Source organism: Nostoc sp. UIC 10630, from assembly GCF_010747425.1.
Taxonomy (GTDB): domain Bacteria; phylum Cyanobacteriota; class Cyanobacteriia; order Cyanobacteriales; family Nostocaceae; genus Nostoc.
In genome coordinates, this window is the sequence record NZ_JAAGOG010000141.1 from 1 (window position 1) to 22,795 (window position 22,795).

At 43.2% G+C, this 22,795-nt stretch carries 17 protein-coding genes and 1 tRNA gene; 12 read left to right on the top strand and 6 right to left on the bottom strand.

Annotation, left to right across the window (positions count from 1 at the left end):
- The 4 genes from G1O98_RS26295 to G1O98_RS26310 all read left to right on the top strand — a co-directional run.
- Positions 1-399: HEAT repeat domain-containing protein (locus tag G1O98_RS26295; protein ID WP_163934103.1), on the top strand; the 399-nt coding region annotated here is incomplete at its 5' end.
- An 829-nt stretch (positions 400-1,228) separates the two neighbouring features.
- Positions 1,229-1,423, top strand: a complete 195-nt coding sequence (locus G1O98_RS26300) for a hypothetical protein (RefSeq protein WP_243458545.1) — start codon at positions 1,229-1,231, stop codon at positions 1,421-1,423.
- On the top strand, positions 1,420-1,557 hold the full coding sequence (locus tag G1O98_RS26305; protein ID WP_243458546.1) for a hypothetical protein: 138 nt from the start codon (positions 1,420-1,422) through the stop codon (positions 1,555-1,557). The genes G1O98_RS26300 and G1O98_RS26305 overlap by 4 nt, the downstream gene beginning before the upstream one ends.
- 280 nt (positions 1,558-1,837) lie before the next feature.
- Positions 1,838-2,590 (top strand): PEP-CTERM sorting domain-containing protein, encoded by a 753-nt coding sequence (locus G1O98_RS26310; protein ID WP_163934109.1) that lies wholly within the window; start codon positions 1,838-1,840, stop codon positions 2,588-2,590.
- Between the two features lie 399 nt (positions 2,591-2,989).
- On the opposite strand, the gene G1O98_RS26315 is transcribed toward G1O98_RS26310, so the two are convergent.
- A complete protein-coding gene (locus G1O98_RS26315) occupies positions 2,990-3,274 on the bottom strand; it encodes a DUF427 domain-containing protein (RefSeq protein WP_012411890.1) in 285 nt (94 codons plus the stop codon).
- 633 nt (positions 3,275-3,907) lie between these two features.
- Here G1O98_RS26315 and G1O98_RS26320 point away from each other — a divergent pair.
- Both G1O98_RS26320 and G1O98_RS26325 read left to right on the top strand, forming a co-directional pair.
- Positions 3,908-4,081 (top strand): hypothetical protein, encoded by a 174-nt coding sequence (locus tag G1O98_RS26320; RefSeq protein WP_163934112.1) that lies wholly within the window; start codon positions 3,908-3,910, stop codon positions 4,079-4,081.
- Between the two features lie 110 nt (positions 4,082-4,191).
- Positions 4,192-4,563: a hypothetical protein gene (locus tag G1O98_RS26325; protein WP_163934115.1), complete on the top strand. Its 372-nt coding sequence runs from the start codon at positions 4,192-4,194 to the stop codon at positions 4,561-4,563.
- A gap of 299 nt (positions 4,564-4,862) precedes the next feature.
- Here G1O98_RS26325 and G1O98_RS26330 read toward each other — a convergent pair whose 3' ends face one another.
- Positions 4,863-7,058: a transglycosylase SLT domain-containing protein gene (locus tag G1O98_RS26330; protein WP_163934118.1), complete on the bottom strand. Its 2,196-nt coding sequence runs from the start codon at positions 7,056-7,058 to the stop codon at positions 4,863-4,865.
- Between the two features lie 511 nt (positions 7,059-7,569).
- Between G1O98_RS26330 and G1O98_RS26335 the strand changes: the two genes are divergently transcribed.
- On the top strand, positions 7,570-12,999 hold the full coding sequence (locus G1O98_RS26335; RefSeq protein ID WP_163934121.1) for a LamG domain-containing protein: 5,430 nt from the start codon (positions 7,570-7,572) through the stop codon (positions 12,997-12,999).
- Positions 13,000-13,128: 129 nt separating this feature from the next.
- Entirely contained in the window at positions 13,129-13,749 is a 621-nt protein-coding gene (locus G1O98_RS26340; protein ID WP_163934124.1) for a Uma2 family endonuclease, read from the top strand.
- 3 nt (positions 13,750-13,752) lie between these two features.
- Here G1O98_RS26340 and G1O98_RS26345 read toward each other — a convergent pair whose 3' ends face one another.
- The 3 genes from G1O98_RS26345 to G1O98_RS26355 form a co-directional block, all read right to left on the bottom strand.
- Positions 13,753-15,012, bottom strand: a complete 1,260-nt coding sequence (locus G1O98_RS26345) for an FAD-dependent hydroxylase (RefSeq protein ID WP_163934128.1) — start codon at positions 15,010-15,012, stop codon at positions 13,753-13,755.
- 187 nt (positions 15,013-15,199) lie between these two features.
- The gene (locus G1O98_RS26350; protein ID WP_163934131.1) at positions 15,200-15,391 is read right to left on the bottom strand and encodes a hypothetical protein; all 192 of its coding nucleotides are present in this window, start codon (positions 15,389-15,391) and stop codon (positions 15,200-15,202) included.
- A gap of 241 nt (positions 15,392-15,632) precedes the next feature.
- Entirely contained in the window at positions 15,633-16,391 is a 759-nt protein-coding gene (locus G1O98_RS26355; protein ID WP_163934134.1) for a YebC/PmpR family DNA-binding transcriptional regulator, read from the bottom strand.
- 147 nt (positions 16,392-16,538) lie between these two features.
- Between G1O98_RS26355 and G1O98_RS26360 the strand changes: the two genes are divergently transcribed.
- Entirely contained in the window at positions 16,539-17,885 is a 1,347-nt protein-coding gene (locus G1O98_RS26360; protein ID WP_175586876.1) for an ABC transporter substrate-binding protein, read from the top strand.
- A 41-nt stretch (positions 17,886-17,926) separates the two neighbouring features.
- On the opposite strand, the gene G1O98_RS26365 is transcribed toward G1O98_RS26360, so the two are convergent.
- Positions 17,927-19,498 (bottom strand): metallophosphoesterase, encoded by a 1,572-nt coding sequence (locus tag G1O98_RS26365; protein WP_163934136.1) that lies wholly within the window; start codon positions 19,496-19,498, stop codon positions 17,927-17,929.
- A gap of 172 nt (positions 19,499-19,670) precedes the next feature.
- On the opposite strand from G1O98_RS26365, the gene G1O98_RS26370 reads away from it, so the two are divergent.
- The 3 genes from G1O98_RS26370 to G1O98_RS26380 all read left to right on the top strand — a co-directional run bounded on the left by G1O98_RS26370 (position 19,671) and on the right by G1O98_RS26380 (position 22,599).
- Positions 19,671-19,744 (top strand) — tRNA-Val (locus tag G1O98_RS26370).
- A 253-nt stretch (positions 19,745-19,997) separates the two neighbouring features.
- Positions 19,998-21,197 carry an acyl-CoA dehydrogenase family protein gene (locus G1O98_RS26375; protein ID WP_163934140.1) on the top strand — a complete coding sequence of 400 codons (1,200 nt, stop codon included), beginning with the start codon at positions 19,998-20,000 and terminating at the stop codon, positions 21,195-21,197.
- Between the two features lie 196 nt (positions 21,198-21,393).
- A complete protein-coding gene (locus G1O98_RS26380; RefSeq protein ID WP_163934143.1) occupies positions 21,394-22,599 on the top strand; it encodes a glutathione S-transferase family protein in 1,206 nt (401 codons plus the stop codon).
- Positions 22,600-22,795: the final 196 nt, after the last annotated feature.

The following is a 22,795-nucleotide window of genomic DNA, read 5'->3' on the forward strand; positions in this document are numbered from 1 at the left end:
GATGACTCCACCCGTGAGAAGGCAGCAGAAAGCTTAGGGAAAATCGGCACTGGCAATGAAATTGCAATCGCCGCCTTTGTGCAACTGCTGCAATCAACTACTGTAAATTACTCCACCCGTTGGCAAGCAGCAGAAAGCTTAGTGAAAATCGACCCAGGCAATGAAATTGCGATCGCCGCCTTGGCGCAACTGCTGCAATCAATTACTGTAGATGACTCCACCCGTGACAAGGCAGCAGAAAGCTTAGGGGAAATTCTACAGGATAATAAGCAGCGCTTTGCAGCAGTTAAAGCTTTACGTGGTTATTTGCCATTGGATCTGGATCATGACTACTACAATTTAGTCTGGAAATGCGTCCAGAATATGCCTTACCCCGATTTCTATAAAGCTTGGCATTAGCAAAATTATTTTACTCATACAATGCGAAACTTAAAGAAAATTCTCTTCACACGAATAATTTGAGTATTTTTGCAGCAGCTACGTTACAAAGAAAGTTGCCGCGACGCAACAGCTTGTCAATTTGTTACCAAAACAGAAGCGGACGTTAGGAATAAAGTTGTTTTCGTTACCCCAACTTGTGCGATCGTTCACAACAAAAGTTGTTTGGTTCAGAATGCTTATCCGTTAGTAAAGAAAACTTGTCCGTTTGTTAACAACACAAGTTGTTTCGTTCAGAACGCTTATCCGTTGTTAACGAAAACTTGTCCGTTCGTTCACAACACAAGATGTTTTGTTCAGAATGCTTATCCGTTAGTAAAGAAAACTTGTCCGTTCATTAACAACACAAGTTGTTTCGTTCAGAACGCTTATGCGATCGTTAACAACGCTTAAGCAAAGCTTATCAATTAAGTTGTTTCGTTCAGAACGCTTGTCTATCTATAGCAACGCTTATGCGATCATTAACAATGCTTAAGCAAAGCTTATCAATAAAGTGGTTTCGTTACCAGAGCTTATCTATTTATGGCAAATGCTTATGCGATCGCTACCACAGTCTAAAAGTATCCTCTAAAATGATCGCAAATAACGATTTCTACAATGGGCTACGCCTACACGCAATTTTGCTTCTGCCAATTTTTAGCACTATATTATCATGATTGTGGAAGCGCGATCGGGTCAGCTTCGGATACTTTAGATTGGCTCACACAACTGCTGCACAAGTTTCAGAGGTTTTTTATGAACAAGAGAGTAACAGTTAGTTGTATTTGACGGGGGTGTTTTGCGCCCAGATGTGCCTTTAGATTTAGCACCTAACACGCGTTATGTAATTACAATTCAAGAGTTGAAAGAAACATCATCATCCGGGGATGCTTGGGATGTGCTGGAAGCGATCGCGGGAACTGTTGACGCACCAGAGGATTGGTCTAGCGAACACGATCATTATTTGTATGGTACACCGAAGAAGGCAACTCCAGACAATCCATGAGTGATGAGCGCTTATTTTTAGATACGGTATTTATCCAGGCTTTGTTGAATAAACGCGATCAATACCATCACCAAGCTAAAGCATTTCTGCCAAGAGTACGAGCAGCAACAAGTGCGATCGCTATGCTTCATTAAGTGTAAAATCGTCAATTTATAGATTTATGTCTTTTGCTCTAAAACGATCGCAAATAGCGATTTTTACGATGGGCTACGCTACGCGCAATTTTGCTGCATATTGAACCATTTATACCAACAAAGGCAAGATTTCACAGCCTTGTGAAAATTATCCAATTAGATTTTGAATCTCTGCGTTATCAAAACCCGCTTGGCAAATTAATTTTAAACATTATGATGTATCTATGTAATTGTACAAGTATTTTTTTATTCCTTTAAAAATTAATACCAGGAGTTTTCAGTGACAAAAAACAATAAAAAAAAGGCTGTCGTTCAAGCTATTTTCACAGCCGTTGCCTTGGGTTTGGTGATAATGCAAGTGGAATCAGCCCAAGCTGCGACTTTGACGGTTAACAATCTTGATGACAGTGGTGTTGGCTCGTTGCGAGACGCAATCAACATTGCAAGTAGCAATGACGTGGTAGAGTTCCTATTGGGTAGTAATCCCAGTACAATTACCCTGACGAGTGGGGCACTTGCGATCGCAAAGAATCTTACTATCAATGGCCCAGGTGCTAATTTACTTACCATTAGTGGCAATAATCAATTCCCGGTGTTTAACATTAACGCCGCCGATGTTACACTTTCCGGGCTAGCGATCGCTGGTGATATCAATGGTTACAATTCTAGTAACGTAACGTTTTTCAATAGTACTGTTAACGACAACGTGAAAATAGATAACAGTACTGGTAACGTAACGTTTATCAATAGCACTATCAACGGCAATAGTGTGCAGATTAATGCTAATGCACTGACGCTGATTAATGATAGTAATATAACAGTTCCAAGTAACCCAAGCGGCGGCGGCAATTCTGGGCAAAGCAGTAGCGGTGGCAGTATTTCAATTGGAGCAGGCACCATCACTATTACAAGCCCTAACCTTACTCTGATACAAGTACCCGAACCAAGTGCGATCGCTGGTGTTATACTTGCTGGTGGTCTGGCTTGGTTAGCGAAGAGAAAGCAAACCCCACTTTGTAAAGCAAAAGTATAATTACATATTTAAAGTAGTGATTAGCAAAGATTCTGAATGAGACTTGTCATACATAGCTATCAGGGTGTACTTCTGAATCTAGAATTGAAAAACGCAGCACGTTAATAATAAATCAGCAAATAGTTTAAGAGGATGTTTGAAAAGTCCTCTTCTTGGTAGCAAAACGTTTTAGATCCCCCTAAATCCCCCTTTTTAAGGGGGACTTTGATTCCGGTTTCCCCCTTTTTTAAGGGGGGTTAGGGGGGATCAATAAATGCCTAAAATCACAGCCAACCACTTTTCAAACAACCTCTAAAAATGTGGAGATTAACTTGTGTCAACCTCCACAAAATTTTGTTTGATGATTGCTGTAAATACTAAATCAATTTTCTGAAACTAAAATACTCCCAGCAACCTTTATTAAGCCTCTACTTTTACACCCTTCCAGAAGGCTACATAACCCTCAATATTCTTAGCCTTCTCCTTGGTGCTGGGATAGTACCAAGCAGCATCTTTGTTGATTTGTCCATCAACCTCAATACTGTAGTAGCTAGCGACACCTTTCCAAGGACAAGTAGTGTGGGTATTACTGTCTGTAAAGTACTCCTTGTTAATGGTGTCAGCAGGGAAATAATGGTTGTTTTCCACAACTACGGTGCGATCGCTTTCGGCTAAAACTGCGCCATTCCAAATTGCTTTCGGCATAAGTGAGTTTGCAAATAAACTATACACTTAACATTTTGACACGATCAGCTTATTTTATCCTCCTGAGCGCCTAACTTACACCAGAGCCCATCTAACCTCAAATCAATCATCAAGAAGGTTTAGAGGGAATTTTGCAATGCCAGTATTAATTAGCATCACTTTTGCTTATCAAATTAAAAATTAAAAGTATTTGCTTCTATCGGAAAGATTTCCTAACATATTGATATGGAAACTTTAAGTAGCTAAAAAAAGTTAGATTTCAGTTTATAGCCAAAAGTAAAAAATCTCTAGAAGAGAAAATCCTTATTACATATATATGAGCGATCGCACCTTTGAGAACGGCTAGCAAACCAGATATTTAATTTGGTGCACTTTTGCATTTTATAAGTTTTTACTTACTAAATCTTTTACAAATTTTCAACTCCTGAGAGTGGGGTTAATTTGACTCAGCTATTTGGTGTAATTAACAAATCAACCTATCAAATAAACTGAGTGTAAAATGTTGAGATTTATAAAAAAGCAGACTTTGCAACTTAATAATACTAACTGGTGTACTTTATTTCAATTAAGGATAACTATATGAAAATTCCAAACTTGATAAATTCTGCACATCTTGTTGCTTGGATTAATTCTATGCCTAAAATCACTAGTGTTCATACAGCCGATAATCAAAAATCTGGCGCATCAATGAACACGTTCGTAAACTATGACGTTTTATCTAGCTATCCCAAGAATGTAAATTCTCTCAAATCATTTGATACTGCTTTTATTGCATATCAAATGATGGGACTGAGTAATTTTGATTAAAGAAGATTTCGGAAGATAAAAACTGAATATCAAGATCCTATAGATTACTAAAAAATAGGATTTTGTTACTAAATGAAACCAATAAATCTAGCTCAATTGAGGAAAGAATTATGAAACTAACAAATTTGATAAATTCTGCACTTGTCGTTGCCTGTATTGCTTTTGTCCCCGGAATTGTTGACGCTCAAACAGTTAATAATAGTGGGAGGCAAATCAACACAGATTCGCAAAATATCAGGTATCTTCAACCTTTCAATATTGCTTTTCTAGCTTATCAAGGTGCTTTCAGAGAACAGGGTATTCCCAGTGCGGGTACTTTGCTATCTGAATTCCAAATAGGAAACCTGACAGCAAAAGATATAGTGCAGGCTGCTATCAAGGCTAATAAGTTACCAACGCAAGTTTTGAACGATCGAGGTTATGTTAATGCGGTCGAATCGCAGGTGACATCAATGATCAATGGTAATGACATAGGTAGCTAAAGATGAGCAGGGGGCAGGGGAGTAGGGGCAATACTTGTTGGTTAAGGGGAAAAGGAGAAGGGGAAAAGGGAAAGAAAAAACCTTTACCCTTTAACCTTTTCCCCAAATCCAATTCCGAGTTAAAAATGCAAAACCCGAGCAGTATTGAGAGCAGGGGGACAAGGGGGAATTATTGAACAAGCTTTTCTCTCCGTTGTCTCCCCTCTGTTCCTTGTCTCCCTTGTCTCTTCTTGATGCCGCCTGCCTCTTGTGAAATCAAACTCACCTAATCCCTAGTTGCTCATCGGATTGGGCATGAATCACTGCGTTGGCAATTTTGGATGTGTAGTTGAGTACTTTCCTACGATTCCAGAAATCTCAGGGTTGTAAAGTCTCAAATAATTCCAGTAGTTGCCAAATACTTGACGCACATAATTTTTGGTTTCATCAAAGGGAATTTGTTCAACAAACTCATCTGGGTCTTGTGTAGTTAGAGTTTGCAGCCATTTGGAGACATTACCAGGCCCGGCATTGTAACTGGCGATCGCTAACAACGAGTTATTGTTATATTGCTGATGGGTATGATCCAAATACCATGTACCCAGCATAATATTATCGTTGGGATTTTCGAGGTTTATTGTTTTGAAATCCACTTTGATTTGTGGGGCGATCCATTTAGCTGTACTCGGCAATAACTGCATCAAGCCAGTGGCATCAGCGACGGATTTGATTTTTGGCTCAAACCTTGACTCTTGACGCATCAAAGCGGTGACTAGCAGGGGATTGAGTTTACGCTCAATAGACCATTTTTCAGTCTCTCGAAGATAAGGAAATGGATAACGCGCTTGCCAGTAGGCGATCTGTTTGCTCAGAGTTTGATATTGGGCACGTTCTGCTGGTGTTTCCCGGTCTTCCAACTTAGAGATTTTATCAATTCCAATGAGATTTTCTCCCCTTGCCTGCCGCATCAAACCTTCAGTAAATTGCTCTGCTACTGTTGGCTGAATTTTATTCTGAAATTCCGTTTCCCATTGCAACCAGGCATCGCGGTCTTGACCCAGCAGATACAATTCTTTGAAAGTCTCAGAACCAGCCGGTGGTAATGAACGCTGGGGTGCGATTACTTCAGGGTTCATGACGCGCACGTTGTCGAAGTTGCCGACATTAAGCCCCCGCATATTCGCTGCTCGCCAAGCATAGTAAGAGTAGGGAAACTGACTAATTACATAGTCATAAGCAGTTTGAGATTCCTGCTGTTTTCCTAGTGAAGCTGCCCATTTCCCGACCCAAAAGCCTGCTCTCGGAGCCAAAATACTGTTGGGATTGTTAGTAACAATTGGCTCTGCCCATTGCCAAGCACCGACGTAATCTTTGGCTTTGGCTTTATCTTGGGCGATTTTCCAGCGATACTCTGCGGCTTCATCAGAATTGCCATATTTGGCTATGAGTAATTGCCACGCCGCGCTAGCTGACTTTTGATCCTTGAGGGTTTCGAGAGTTTTGGCTTTTTGTACTAGTGCAGTACCAGCTTGTTTAGGAAATTTACTAATTACCTGCTCAAGATAGGGTAAGCCGTCTTTACCTGTTTTTGCTGTTTCTGCTAACCGTAGTAATGCAGTCCCGGCTTCCTCGGTATTGGGAAATTGCTGTACCAATTGTTTATAAGTGGCGATCGCTATTTCTTTGTCTTTGCCTCCAATCTGTAACCCTCGTGCAGTCCGGTAGAGGTTGCGCGATGTTTTTGGTGCTTTGGCATAAGCATTCGCCGCTTTCAGAAATTGGCTATTTTCCCAGTAGCTTGTACCAATGAGTTCCCAATCTTCGGGTTTGAGGGTAGTCTGTTTGACTAACTGATCTAAAACGCCCACTATGCCTGGTTGATCGTAAGCATATTGAGCCAAAATCAATTGCAATTTTGGCTGATTGGGGTTTTCTTGCAAGCGTTTACGAATAATTTCCCAAGTTAGAGGATTGGAAGGAAATTGAGCGATCGCTATTTCTTGTTGCTTCGGTTGGGCAATCAGATATATTGCTTTCACCGAAGCCGCTTCTTTGGGATACCGTTTCAGCACACTTTGCCTAAGATCCGAGGCTTTGCCATCTTCGCCCAGCATATCCTCTGCCTGGGCTTGTTTCAGCAAAATATAGGGTGCGAGGATGGGATAGTCTTTGTCTAATCCTTGGAGTAAAGCCAGGGCTTTTTGGGCTTGGGTTCTTTCAATGTAATCACTTGCCAAAAGATAACGAGCGCGATTTCGGTCTGGCGATCGCGACTGCCCTGCGATTTCTGCTAGTTTTGCCGCCCGTTCTGGCAGAGATTGTGATATCAGTGGCAAGACGGCTGATTGGGCAATGCTCGCATCAGATGTTTGCTCTGCCTGATTCTTACCCAGTTTGAGCCATTGCCCAACGGTTTTACCAATCTCAGGTGCTGATACCATTGCCCCAGCTAAAAAGGCAAACAGTGCCGCACCCGCAATTATAGAAATTTGCTTTTTCTGTAGTTTCTTCAGCATGAATACCCGCTGAAAAGTTCCGATGAATTTCCTGAAACTTTAACACTCCTAACCATCACTATTACCAATTTTTAATTTTAGATTTTTAATTTTATGTACAAAAATACTAATTTTCAATCCTATGGTTGATAGTACTGGGCATCTAGCATAGGTTAAATAATATTACATCTATCTTTAGTATGATAACTTTGGCTCAAAGCATTTCATTGTATGACAAGTCTTACACAATGCAGGGTCTGCTTCATTTAACCCTCTAGCAGACCCCCAGCAGCTATTAGCAATTAGTGGTGGCAGCTAAGATCCCCCCGCCGGCGGCGACCCCCTTAAAAAGGGGGTAAAAGAGGGTTAAAACGTTAACTGAACCGTATTGGGTGATGGGTAGTTTACGAACTTAACTAGATACTTAACTAGATCCTTAACTTTCCTCAATTTACCGTTATCGCGCTGCCTGAGCAACTCCTATAGATTGAAAGTGTTCTAAACAACACAAGAAATCGAAGGACAAAACATCATGAGTTCAACAATCACTGAAATCATCTCAATTGTAAAAGACTCGATCGCAAAAACTGGACAATTCACCCTGAAGGATTCCACAATCGATGCGCTTCCCCTCGGCAAATTGATGAATCTTTTAGAGATTCCACAACTGGACTTCAACCTTATTGTTAGTGATTCTGAGAATACGATTACGATCGCAGGACAATCCTCGCTTCTGGGTGCTGGGAAGATTGCGATCGAAGCCACCTTTGGAGAAGTCGATGGTACGGTATCTTTTAGTGTAAGTGCTAAAGATATTTCGTCGTGTTACATTCCCGGAATCAGTTCCTTGGTATTAGAGCAGGGACAATTTGCACTACATGTTACCGGAAAAGCTGATGACGTGACTGGGACATTTAGCGGCAGTATTCACGTGGGTGATACGACCATTTCTAATGCAGTATTTGAGGTTGCTAAAAAAGACACTGATATTGTGTTGCATTGGATGATTGCAGAACTAGACCTACCTGCAATCTCAGATGTATTTCTGAATCATGTTTCCTTACCGGCTGAACTGCCTACTTTTCACTTTAAAGATATTGCGATCGCCATCTCGCCTCAAACAGGTGCATTTTCCTTGGAAATTATCGCCAAGGATCTTTGGGAATTTCCAGCCAATGGAGGTGATCTGAGCATTAGTGAAGTCAGCCTGACAATTGAGCGAGATCGGCGAGATAGCCCGACTCATTGCGCGATCGCAATTCAAAGTAATGTTGAAAAAGAGATTGTCAACGGCTTGAAAATTAAAGATTTTCAACTCACTTTTGACTTGAAAGGACAGGATTGGTCAGTTGACGGCAAAGTCAACGCCGATGTGTTTGATGATTCTGTCACCCTGGAGGCTAGCTACAACCAATCTCAGGTAGGCAAAACCCTGAAGCTGGCAGTTGAGGTTGATATGCATCCTGTGAATTTAGGGGAAATCAGCTTGAGTCTTTCTGGTTTGGAACTAGAGTTTACCAAACCTGCGGCTGAAGAAGGCGAGGTAGTTCCCCTCGAATGGAGCGTTGCGGCGGCAGGAAGACTGTCGATTCCAGGTGCGATCGAGAGTGATGGCAAACTGACAATTTTTAGAGAAGAGAAAGTTAGGGGACTACAATTTGAAGCAATTCAGGCAGCCGTATCAATTCCGCTTCCGTCTACACAAGGGTTGATGGAACTGAACTTTGAGCGTCTGTCAATTTCTGGCAGTTCCGGTGATTGGACATTTGCTGCTGCTGTCGATCTGGCATTTCATGGTTTGAATGCCACCGTTCAAGCACATTTGCCGAAAGACCCGATCGCTATGACCTTTACGGCAAATAAACAGGGGGTCATCCTGAGCATTGCTAGCAAGAGTGACATTGAGTCGATTTACTTCACCGTCCCACCAATCGAACTAGAGAGCGATCGCATCGAGTTAGGTACTGCCAAAATTGGGTTTTCTAGCCTCAATATCCAATTAGGTCAAATTGTCGATCTAGAAGCAGAGTTGAATATCGGTCTACCCTCACAACTGAATAATCTATTTGGTCGCAAGAAAGACGAGAACGGACACATTGAAAACGATGCCGATGGCAACCCACTTCCAGCAGTAGAATTCTTCCGCACCCTCGATTTACATGACGAAGCTGATACAACGGTGCAAGTGAAGCTCGTGATTAGTAAAGCAGGAATTACGCTCCTTCCTGAAACGTCATTTATTAAGGCGATTGAGTCGCAGACTGACGCGAATGGAAAATCTTTTTGGCATTGTGACTTCGGTGAATACGGTGAGATTAACGTCGATGTACCCAACTTTAGCTACACTGGGTCGAGCTTTGCTGCCAGTGGTGGATTTGAGGTAGTCAAACCCCTAGCTTTACCACTAACCCCAATTCAGCATTTGTTAGCAGCTTGTAAACTTCCTGGTGCTGCCGCCATGCTGCCAGATCGTTTGCCTCTCGATCAAGAAATCAATGCTGAGAACTTTGTGGACAAGCTCACCGAACGTCTAGAAGCCTTACTTGCCAAGCTCGGTAGCGGCAAACTGTCTAATGCAGCCAAAGAAGTTCTAGAGACTATCTCCCAAAGCTTCCACAAGCTCCCCACAAGCTTCATGGAATACCTCAATTTTCAAATTCCGCAAAGCTTCCAGTTTGAGGTTGCCGCCTCGCCTGCTGGAGCCTTGCAGTTTAAAGCTAGCGTCAAAAAAGACGATCCGCCAATTAAATTGCTGTTTCCTAGCTTGATGCTGGGGATGCCTGTTCTCAATGGTGTGACGCTTCGCAGCATTTCCTTTGGTGAAACCGCAGGTGGACAGTTGTTCTTGCTGGAAATGGACGCTGATATTGATCAGTTTGATTTAGCTACCTTAGTTGCTGCGATCGCATTGCCTGAAGATCGCGATCCGCTACCTAGCACTCAAGCAATACAACGTCGCCTGCGGTTAAACAATACGGTGATGGTGCTGCCGCTTGAATTTCCAGTGCCGATTCCCATGTTCTACGACAATATTGGTATCGAGTATCTGGGCTTAGAAGGCTTAACACTCCAAGCACACGCCCAATTTCCTAAGCCGAAAGTTGAACTTCAGAAAATTAGTAACTTGCTGTCTGATATCAAGGAGTTCTTCACCAACCCTGACCACCCAATCCCAAATCAGCTTCCTGTAGAATTCAAATTCTCGCTCAATCAAAACTATCTCCAACTTCCCAAGTATCTTGGCGGTCAAGCGCTAGGTACTCAAGGAGATGGGCCCACCCTAGATGACAAAGATATAGTGCATCTACTCCAGGGGATAAGAACCTTGTCGGTGAATGAGTTGATTCAGGCATTACCACTGAAACAGCGCGTGGGCAGTACTCAGGTTTCCTTTGGCCCACTGTCTAGCAGTCTAGGCTGGCTGGTGACAACCCCTGATGAATTTAGTCAAATTATTACCCAACCGACATCGAAAGCGATCGCTTATTCTGCTTTGGGATTGACCACGGATTTGCAAGCAACCCAAATTTTATCGGTGTTGCCTTCTGCCTCAACCACTAATGAGCAGGGTATCGTCGCCTTCCTGCGAGGTAACTTTAATGTCGGTAGCGCCAAACTAGACACTGTTTTTGGTCTGGCTGCTTCTTCTAAAGGATTCAAGACCGGATTCGAGATCAAAGGTGCGATCGCGAAAGTTGTCACCCTAAATTTAGCAGGAGCGATCGCCATCGCATCTCCAAAAATCGCGCCTCCCACATCCTATGCGCTGGCATTTAACGGGCAGAGCGATTACGTTAAACTCAATAATCCTGCCGCCTTGAATTTTACCGGAGCAATCACCATCTCTGCATGGATCAAACCCGATGCGATCGATGGATTACAAAACATCGTTGCTCACGGCTATACCTCATCCCCAACCGGAGAAGTCTACCTCAGAATTCTCAATGGACAATACCAATTTGGTTATTGGGGATTAAACAGTCTTCCTTTTGAACAACTGGTTGCTGCACCGATTCCGGCTGAAGATGTGGATAACTGGGTCTATCTAACCGGCGTGTTTGATGGTGGAATATGGCGGGTATACCGGAATGGTCTACTCATGAATGCAGTTGCTGGTTCTCAAGGAGCGATACAAGTTAGCGAGAACTGGGCGATTGGAGCCAGAGGAACGGGAACAGAGCGATTCTTTAAAGGGAAAATTGCCGATGTCCAAATTTGGAACAAGGCGCGTTCTCTTGAAGAAATTGGCGCAGCAATGATGCGATCGCCCAACGGCAATGAACCCGGATTAATTGGCTACTGGCAACTTAACGAAGGTTCGGGCACAGTGGCGCACGATGCCACCGCAAACGCCAATCATGGGCAGCTTCAGGGAACTCAATGGCAGCTAATCACTGCTAACAATACTCCTTTCCGCCTAGATGGAAGCAGCAGTTTGTCGATCCCTCTGCTGAATTCAGAACGACCCATTTCTAAGGGTCAGGTGCAACTAATCGACGATCAAAACAATCATCAGTTCCACTATGAAGGCGATTTGCAGCTATTTTCCAGCAATTCTCTCTTGAAAGTGAACGGCAACCTGAAAGGCGACATCAACGATAAAACTTATCGCTTCTCTGGGGATGTCACAACCTCACTAGCGGGTTTAACGCTACTAAGTGCAAAAGCCTTAATTGAAAACGATCTCGTTTGGTTAGAAGGAACCTGGCTTGGAAACCAAACTAAGCTCATCCTCCAAACTGCTGATAAAGCTTGGCAGATAAAGGGTACAGCAGCGTTTAATCTGCCGAATCTTAGCGTTGATTTAGGAGTCGTCAAGAAAGCGATTGGCAGCAATCTCATCAAGGTTGCAGATAACCTTTCAATTAACGTTGCGGCAAATCTCTCTTTAGATATCACCCTGAGTAACAACGGATTTTCTGCCACTGTTTCGCCTAACTGTACCTTGAATGGTCAAAAGCTTCCCCTATCATCCTTTACGATTACTGTTGCTCCATCTACTTTGGAGGCTTTAGCCGAACAGATCAAACAGAAGATCAAAGAACAAGCTAGTCAAATCTTTGATACGCTGTTCCCAAATGCCCAAGCTTGGCTCAATGGCATTAGCTCCAAAGCGATCACCTGGACAACGAATGCCTACGCTGATATGGGTAAGGTTCTGGGAAGCATCTACGGTCAGAGTGCTAGCCAAGCCGTCAGTTTGCTCAAAGGCGCAAAATATGATGTGGATGCTGTAGGCCATGTTCTCAAGGAAGGGTTTGGCAAGACATCTGACGAAGTTACCCAAATTCTTCATGATGCTCAATACTCAGCCATTGAAGTAGGGCTTACCCTAAATCGTGTCTTTGGTAAAGGGGCAAATGAGGTCACTTCCGCTCTGAAAGCTGTAGGTTACAACGCAACTGATGTTGGGCAAATGCTCGTGAGTGTCTTTAATGCTACCGATAATCAGGTTGCCTCGTTCCTCAAAACCGCAGGTTACACCGCATCTCAAGTGGGACAGGTACTCTCTGATGTCTTCCACGAAAGCGGCCAAGCAACTGCTCAAATTCTCAAGAATGTCGGCTACACCGCATCTGAGGTGGGACAGGCACTCGCTGATGTCTTCCAGCAAGGCAGCCAAGCAACCGCTCAAATTCTCAAAAATGTCGGCTACACCGCATCTGAGGTGGGACAGGTACTCTCTAATGTCTTCCGCCAAGGCGACCAAGCAACCGCTCAAATTCTCAAAAATGTCGGCTATAGCGCATCTGAGGTGGGACAGGTACTCAAAAACGTTTTTGGTAAAAGTGCGAATGATGCCGCTTCAATCCTCAGTAACGTTGGCTACTCAATCAAAGATGTTGCTCGCGTACTTAAGGATATATACCAGCAGGGCAAAGATTCAGTTTGGAATTTTCTCAAACGAATGAAGCTTTCTTTAAAGGATATCCTAAGTATTCTCAAAGCTTTGTTTGGTTAAGCCAGGTTAAGTCTAATCGACAATCATGGGGTGGGCACTGCTCACCCTTTTTCTTAACTGTGGTAGAAAAGCTATCCACAGTCCTCTAGATTAGAGATAATATTTCCAAAGCAATAACTCTCAAAAGTCATGACTCAAGCCATACCCAAGCTAGTAACTTTTGAGGAATTCGTCGATTGGCTACCTGAAAATTCAGGTGTACGCTATGAACTGCATAATAGAGACATTGTTGAGATCGCACAACCAGTAGGGGAACATGAAGAAGTTAAAGGATTTCTAAGTATCGAGATTCCTGTTGAAATCAAACGTCTGGGATTGCCCTACTTCATGCCCAACCAAGTTATAGTTAGACCCCTTGAAAAAGATTCTGGTTACTTTCCAGATGTGTTGGTGCTAAATCGTGCAGATATAGCAAACGAAAATTTATGGAAAAAACAATCTACCGTTAGTTTGGGTGCATCAATACCTTTGGCAATTGAGGTTGTATCAACCAACTGGCGGGACGATTACTATTTAAAATACGCTGATTATGAAGAGATGGGTATCTCAGAATACTGGATTGTCGATTATGCTGCCTTGGGTGGGCGCAATTTTATCGGCAATCCTAAACAACCGACAATCACCGTTTGTAACTTGGTTGATGGAGAATATCAAATAAGTAAGTTTCAAGATAATGCGATCATTATCTCCCAAACCTTTCCTGAATTGAATCTCACCCCAAACCAGATTTTTCAAGCTGCTGTAATCTAGCGTTTATCGTTTTGCCAATTCTGGAGTTCGCCCCTTCAAACCGATCATCAACTTCAGCATAAACACCTTTAAGAAAGGAACTCGTTGCAAAAACCATAAACCCAAGCGACGAACCACCACTACAGGTAAAAAGTTATTAGAAAACATCCGATCTAACAAATCGGTGAAACCTAAAATAGTCAGGTTTTCCAACTTACGCCAGCGTTCATAACTTTTCAGAATTTGAATGTCGCCAATATCTTTACCCGCTTGGTGCGCTGCTTGGATTACTTGCGCCAAAGCTGCTGCATCCCGAATCCCCAAATTTAAACCTTGTCCACCCACAGGATGGCAATTGTGTGCCGCATCACCAATTAATGCCAGTCGGGGGAGAACATAGCGATCGCTTTGCATGAGTTGTACCTGGAATACAAAGCGATCGCCTAGTAATTCCAATTTCCCCATCTGATCGCCATAACGACGGGTGAGTTCTGCCAAAAATTGCTCATCATCTAAGGCACACAAAGCTTTTGCTTCTTCATGAGGGGCTGTCCACACGATGCGGCAACGGTTCTCTGGTAAAGGTAAAATCGCAAAGGGCCCGCTAGACCAAAATCTTTCGTAAGCGGTGTTGTTGTGTGGTTTTTCTGGTTTGACAAATGCCACGATGCAAGACTGCCAATATTTCCAGCCGGAGGTTTTGATACCAGCAGCTTGACGAATTGGCGATCGCGCCCCATCTGCTGCTATTAGTAATTTGCTGCGAACTATGTGTAACTGATCGGCAATTTTAATATCTATTGCCACTATATCCTGCTGGTAATTCGTATTTACCACTTCAGCCGGACACAGATATGTCACATTTGGACAATCTTGGACAAACTCCTGCAAAGGTTGCAACAGCGCTTGGTGTTCTGCCACATAACCCAACTCTGCTGTATGTATATCATCTGTGGTAAATTCCACCACATTGGGATAATCGGCATCAGAAAGACGAACTCGGCAATATTTGGCGATTTGAGGCAATATTTTGTCCCAAACGCCAATTCCTTGGTAAATTAGCGCCGAAAGCTGATGAACTGCATAAGCTTGTCCCTTCGCTACGGCCGCTGATGCGACTTTCGCCTCAATCAGCAAGATACTCAAGCCAGAATCTTTTAAAGCAGAGGCTAGAGTTAACCCAATAATCCCACCGCCGACAATTACCAAATCATATTCATATCCCCGCAAGTCTGGCGGTGTTGGTTGAGGGGAGAGAGGTTGCTCAAGCTGCGTTAGGGCCATTGTTAAGTTAGGTTACAGCGTCTTTTACTCTTATTTTGACGCGATCGCGCCTCCTTGAGCAAGTGAATCAAAAAACCCGTTGAAGGGTAGGGATTTCAACGGGGTTAAATAATGCAGTTATTTTTTCAGAGAAACCAACACTAAACTTTATTACAGAGCTACTAGAAACTGCTGCACATAATAGTAACTATTTATGAGTTTTAGGAGCTATATTTTTAGCATGATGTTTGTGATATTTGTGGTGTTTCACGTGTTTAATTTTACTAGATTTTGTAGTAGCAACATGGTGGATAGATTCAGCTTGAGCTTGAGATGCAAAAGCGGTTACAGGTGCAGCAAAAATCAAAGCCAAAAGTAAAGCTTTAGCGAACTTATTCACTTGAAATTCCTCATCAATTAATCAACGATCTAACTATCCAATAGGTATATGTCATGAGTTTGTAATTGATATGAATCTTTCATGTCTATTTTTACAACCGTAAAATATCAAAATTACAGAGAATACTTGGCTAAAAAATATTCATAGCCATAACAATTACTGGCATTTCAAACTTAGATGTAACATTTGTAACATCATGTAAATAAATGCTATTTGACTATCGTACCTGTGTGAATTTTGATTAAGAAATGCTGAGAGCCATCAATTCTTCTGTTATGTCGAAGTTAGCTGTGACATTTTGCACGTCATCCAAGCCTTCTAGAGTATCAATTAACTTGAAAAGCGATCGCGCCTGATCTGGATCGGTAACTTCTACACTATTACTAGGAATCCAGCGAAATTCGGCATCAGTTACCTTAAAGCCTTGATTTTTGAGCGTCTGACTAAGGGTTTCTAAATTGCCAATATCAGTAAAAACTTCAGCCATCTCATCTTCAGTCATCTCATAAGACTCAGCACCGCCTTCGAGGGATGCTTCTAAAAGCTGTTCTTCGTCAATCACACCCTGCACGACACAAACGCCTTTTTGATCGAACATCCAGCTAACGCAACCTGTTTCACCAAGATTGCCACCATTTTTACTAAAAGCTACACGCAAGTCAGCAGCAGTGCGATTGCGATTGTCTGTGAAGGCTTCGATTAAAATCGCTACACCACCAGGGCCATAGCCTTCGTAGCGAATCGCCTCAAAGATAGCGTTATCACCGCCAAAAGTGCCTGCCCCTTTAGCGATCGCTCGTTCAATATTATCATTGGGGATACTCGCTGCTTTTGCCTTGTCAATTGCCGTGCGAAGTTGAAAATTTAGCGCCGGATCTGGTACGCCGCTTCTAGCCGCCACAATAATCGCCCGCGATAACTGAGTAAAGGTTTTCCCCTTTTTTGCATCTACTACCGCTTTTTGGCGCTTAATATTTGCCCATTTACTGTGTCCTGCCATAATCTGAAATTATCAAAACTCTATTCAAGATTAGGATATAAACGCTGGCAAAAACCATGACTTAAGATAATTGTGCAACTCTACATCAAAGTGGCAAAGTTATGTTGAAGCAGCTACGAGAATCGATCAATCATTTTAATCAACATTATGCACAATTTTTTTTCGCCTCCTCGCTATGCCAAGCGAAAAAGAAAGAAAGTGTCAAATTATCTTAGGAGATTACTGCTTGTATTATTCGTAGGCATAATAGCTTTAGTTGGATGTCAAAGTATTCTACCTGTTATTAAGGAAGATAAAGTAATTCATTTAACCCTGTGGCAAGGTGTAAATCCGCCGCCAAATCGGGATGTGCTGCAAAAGCTGGTAGACAAATTCAATCAATCCCACCCAGATATTCAGGTAGAGTCGCTTTATGTTGGGCAACAGGATCAGCAAACGCCCAAGATTTTAGCAGCAGTAGTAGGAAATTCACCCCCAGATTTATTGTGGTACAATCCAACGATCGCAGGTCAATTGGTAGAACTCAATGCGCTTTTACCTTTGGATAAACTGCTCGAAAAATCTCCAATCAAAGCCGAAATTGACCCCGCTTTGTATGGATCGATGAAATACAACGGTAAAATTTGGTCTGTGCCCTTTGCTACAAATAATGTTGGTATTTTTTACCGTCCGAGTTTGTTTAAGGCAGCAGGAATTACTGAATTACCCAGGACTTGGCAGGAGTTTGCACAAGTTGCCAAGAAATTAACTCGTGATACCAATGGCGATGGACGAACCGATCAATATGGAATGTTTCTACCTTTAGGAAAGGGAGAATTTACAGTGTTCACCTGGTTGCCGTTTATGTGGAGTGCTGGCGGCGAGTTGGTGAGTGGTGATTCACAGAATGCAGCAGCAGTAAATTTGCAAAATAATCAAGGCGCGATCGCAGCTTTGCAATTCTGGCGTGATTTAATTACGGATGGTTCCGCCATTTTATCTGGCCCAGAACGGGGTTATGAGACAGATGACTTGCTCAGTGGTAAAGTTGCAATGCAATTAAATGGCCCTTGGACTCTGGGGCAATTTCAAGAGACTGGTGTCGATTTTGATGTTTTTCCAATTCCTGTTGGACAAAAACCTGCTACTGTTATTGGTGGTGAGAATCTCTTTTTTTTCAAAACTACACCGAAACGTGAAAGAGCAGCCTTTAAGTTTGTCGAATATGCTTTGAGTGAAGAATTCCAGACAGAATTAGCATTGGGAACTGGTTATTTACCAGTAAATTTGAAATCTCGTGAAAGTTCAAAATATCAGGATTTTATCAAAAAAATACCACAGGTGAAGGTATTTTTAGACCAAGCAAAATATGGGCGATCGCGTCCCATATTTCCTGGTTACAATCGGATTTCTGACAGTATAGGTCGGGCGATTGAATCTGTATTGTTAGGTAAAAGTTCGCCAGCAGACTCACTCAAAGCAACCCAGCAACGCCTAGATTTGATTTTCAAGTGATTAAGGCGCGTAGTATTACCGCCATAGGCATCGCATCCCGTTTAAATTACAAAAGGTTCAAGTTCGCGGTTGTACCACTCATCTTCAATACGTTCAGTAACCAACGGTCTGATGATAAACTTAGGCGGGCTACCATCCAGAACATCAATCCGCACACATGAGTAAGGTAGGCGGTTCTGGAAATTGTCATCATGACGACCCACAAAAAGCGTTGAATCGGCAACTTTCCGAGTGGGTTTACCTGCAATATCCGTAAAAGTCTCCATCAATTCAGTCCCCTTTCGTCTTTGATAGCGGGGACGATGACCACTACCACCAGAGATAATGCAGTTAATGTGAGAGTCAGCAAATCCGGTATCAGTTGTGCGAAGATGCTCCAAACAGTGAGCGTGACCATTTAAAATTAAATCGACTATGGGACGTTCTTTAATTAGAGAACCAAGATTTTCTGCCACTTGTTCAAACACCCAGCGCAAGCGGTGACGAACTGCCAAGGTTTGTGCCTGATTCCACTTAGTAGCTTCTGTAACGAATGGTGGATGGTGGAAAAAGATTACACGTCCGCGCACTTCGGAGGTGTTCCAAGATTCGATTAGTCTGCTTCGCAACCACTCAAGTTGCTCAAAATCGATCGCAGGCATTTTATGAGATGCCAACTGTTTTTCAATATCGATTTTGATCTCGTTTATTTGGTCTAGTTTGGCGCTAAGTTCATCGAGTTGTTCAGCTTCGGCGGGTTTATCTGGGTTGAGGCCATCGCATATTCCCAAAATCTGCAATTCTTCTCGATCTATTTCCTGGCGACGCTTTTGCAATTCCCGGCGGTAAATTTCCCCCTCTTCAGTTGCAGGTAAAGGTGATGGTGTATTAAAGGTATTAGAATCCAGCGCGAAAAAGTCAATCCCGCCGTAACGAAAGGTGTAATAGCGATTGGGTAAGCGGGTAAACTGTCCAGGTTCGTAACGCAAACACCGCCCTGTATCAGTCTTAGCAGTATAGTGTCGATCTAAATGACGTTCTAACTCTTGTGGGGAAGCGATCGCTTGGGTATAGTCCATAAATGCCCGTGCATAAGCATTCCCTTGATACGATCCATGCCAGCCAATCTCGATATCTTTGTAGCGGAACAGGCGACGTAATGAAGATGTTGTGCCAGTCAATAAACGGTATATCAACGGTACATCGTAATAATCATGATTACCTGGTACTGGCAAGAATGGCATATTAAATACCATACGGTCATAAGGAATACTTTTCGGGTTGTCACCACCGACAATAAATTCCCGGTAAGGCTCAATAAAGTTTGTTGAATAATATTCTTGGGAACCAACCACATAGATTACATCACCTGTGTGCAACACAAAACTGCAATCATCCCGGTGAGGAAGCATCAATTCGGCAACTTTTCGTTGGGGGTGATGGCGAGAATGGGATTTGGTACCGGAATCACCAATAACCATAAAGGAAAATTCTGGATTATCTTCCCTGCGATCGTCAATAACCATGTTGGTTTGGTCAATTCCCCGTTGCACAAAACTTGGATGCATCCACCGCACCCGTTCCTTCATTTTTTGAATTTTTACAGGAATCGGTGGATCGGAAATCAATTTCATGGCTGATAACTCTTGAATGCTTAACGCACAAGCTGATTGTAACGAAATAATAAGGATTTTATTTGAAATTAGGACTTACGCACTCAAAATCTAAAACCCCCTTAAAAAAGCTTGGGTCTTCATCTTGTGCGATCGTAAAAGTATATGCTACTATCAATATTCGTGTGGTTAAGGACGTATAGCTCAGTTGGTTAGAGCGCTACGTTGACATCGTAGAGGTCACTGGTTCGAATCCAGTTACGTCCATTTTTATACATTCAACAATTCGTGAATGTACAACAAAACCAAATTGGTTCATAGTGTATTCCCATCTCAGCAAGTGGGAACATTTGAGCTAGCCTGTATCTAACTCTACCACAGATGCGTAGGCATACCCCGTCGCAGGCATCGCTTCTAATTCTTGGTAACTAGAGAGAGGGTTAAAATAAATCCTATATTAAGTTTGCTGGAACATCAATTTTTTGTGGGATGAGAGTAAAGTGAGCTTTAAGGAGTATTTATGTCACAGTTGGAGCAAGCACTGCCAGACACCTTTGTAACCAAAAGCTTAGAAACTCTCCCCAATATTTTCGACCAGGTTGAGGCTCTAGCTAAAGACTTTGCCACCCGTGCAGGCGCACACGATAAAGAGGGTTCCTTTCCTTTCGAGAATTTTACAGCTTTGTCTGAGGCAAAATTACTCAGCCTCACCATTCCCCGTGAATTAGGTGGTGAGGGTTTAGGGCTATCAACTATCTGCCAAGTCATTGAAGGGATAGCACGTGGCGATGCTTCAACTGCGCTAGTACTGACGATGCACTATCTCCAACATGCCAATGCAGCCCGTAGCCGTCGCTGGCATCCAGAAGTATATAAAAGGTTGTGTCGTGAATCCATTGAAGGTATTGCCCTAATCAATGCCGCCCGTGTTGAACCAGAGTTAGGAACCCCAGCTAGAGGCGGATTACCTGCCACAATTGCCGAACGGACAACAGAGGGTTGGCGTTTAACAGGCCACAAGCAATACACTACGGGTAGTCCCATCCTCAGTTACTTTGTGGTTTGGGCGCGGACAACTGAAGATGAACCACAAGTTGGCAATTTTTTGGTTCCGCGCGATTTGCCCGGTTTGCAAATTGTCGAAACCTGGGATCACTTGGGGATGAGAGCTACAGGCAGCCACGATCTGATTTTGGAGAATGTATTAATTCCCTTAGAGTACGCCCTGAATATCAGTCCCATATCTGCTGCACCATCACTCGATCCATTGATTTCCACTTGGGGCAGTTTGACAGTGAGCGCTTTATATCTCGGTGTGGCTACCAGTGCGCGAGACTGGCTGGTTAAATATCTTTGGGAGCGATCGCCTTCTAATCTCAAAGAACCGCTAGCAACTCTGCCACGCTTCCAAACTGCCGTAGGTGAAATAGAAGCACTACTATTTGCTAACAATAGATTAATTTATAGTTTGGCTCAAGATATTGATCGCAGCGAGTACGATCCTAACGTAGGATTACAGGCACAAGCTGTTAAATACCTTACTACAACTAACTCGATTCGTGCTGTGGAGATTGCCTTGGAACTAACTGGTAATCCTGGTATGTTAAAAAGAAATCCTTTAGAGCGACACTACCGTGACGTTCTGTGCAGCCGCATCCATACACCACAAAACGATGTTATTTGTCAGTCATTAGGGAAGTCAGCACTGAAAGTCAAGTAATGGAGGAGTGGGGCAACAATTCTCATAATGAGAATTGCTGTAGAGTTTGAGCCATACCAGATCATTTCAACTTTTTCTTCAAGGACAAGTGGAAAGAATTGATGGTCGAACCTATCGGTTAAATTAAGCCTTGGTGTAATTGAAAATATTGTAGAGTATAGGATTGCCCTAAGTATTGTCCTACGTAACTCACCCTATGACTACCGCACCCTTAAGCTGGGAAGAACTAGAAGCCCTTACGGACTATCAAATAGATACCGTTAATGGTCTCACCAATGCTAAAGCCCGGTTGCGCTTGTTTGGGAAGCCAGAATCTGATGTGCGGGTAACGCTGTACCGCGATAACCATGCCTGGTGTCCTTACTGTCAAAAAGTTTGGTTATGGTTAGAGGAAAAACAGATCCCGTACCGCATCGAAAAAGTGACAATGTTTTGCTATGGGGAGAAAGAAAGTTGGTACAAACGTAAGGTACCGTCAGGAATGCTCCCTGCGATCGAGCTAGATGGACGGATTATTAAGGAAAGCGATGACATTTTGATCGCTTTGGAAAAGGTTTTTGCTCCATTGAGCCAAGGGATGGAAGACCCCACGGTGCTGCCTCTACGTCAATTAGAACGACTTTTATTTAGAGCCTGGTGCGTTTGGCTGTGTTCTAAAGCCGGTTCCTCTCAACAAGAACAACGCAACCGAGAACAATTTATCGCAGTGGTGGCTATGGTCGAGGAGGCTTTGGGTCGCACCCCAAGTCCTTACTTTCTAGATAGCTTTGGCATCGTCGATGTCATTTTTACGCCATATCTCGAACGGATGAATGCGAGCCTTTACTACTACAAGGGTTACTCCCTGCGATCGCAAAACCCCCGCTTGAGCGCATGGTTTGCGGCAATGGAAAGCCGACCGACCTACTGCGGTACCCAGAGCGACTTTCACACCCACGCACATGATTTGCCGCCCCAGATGGGAGGCTGTTGGGAAAACGGCGAAACCCAGATGCTTCTCAACAAAGCGCGGGTGGATAATGGCCCCTGGTTTGGCCTACCAGATGTTGCTTACCCAGAACCCGAAAACTCCCGCATGGAAGCTCTTAAGCGAACCATCGAGCATCGCATCAATATTATCCGAGTCAACCCCCTAGATGATAAATTGTTTGATCAAGCGCTACGTTGTGCTTTAACACACATGATGACAGGTGAAGACTGTGTACCTCCATCAGGTTCTGATGTCGCTCTCCGATATTTGCGCGATCGCATTAATGTACCGCGAGATATGTCCATCTATGCGGCCAAGCGATTGAGAGAATCCCTGGAAAAAACCGCAGCCCTTGCGGGTGATGGGCAGCCAGACCCCATTCCCACTAAGCATCGACGAGATCAAGACCCGTCTAACTTTGTCATCAAGTAGGATTCAGGCACCCATCCTGGCGGATCGCGTTCCTCTCTCAAAAATGAGCCAATGGTAACTTGTTAAAATTTTGATTGCGCCAACTTTTTCACCTCTGAATATTGGGTGATGTTTTTAAGAAGACTGCAACGCTTTTAGCTGTGCCCGTAACTGGGCAATTTCAGCCGCCATATCCATGACCATTGCTGCGCCTACG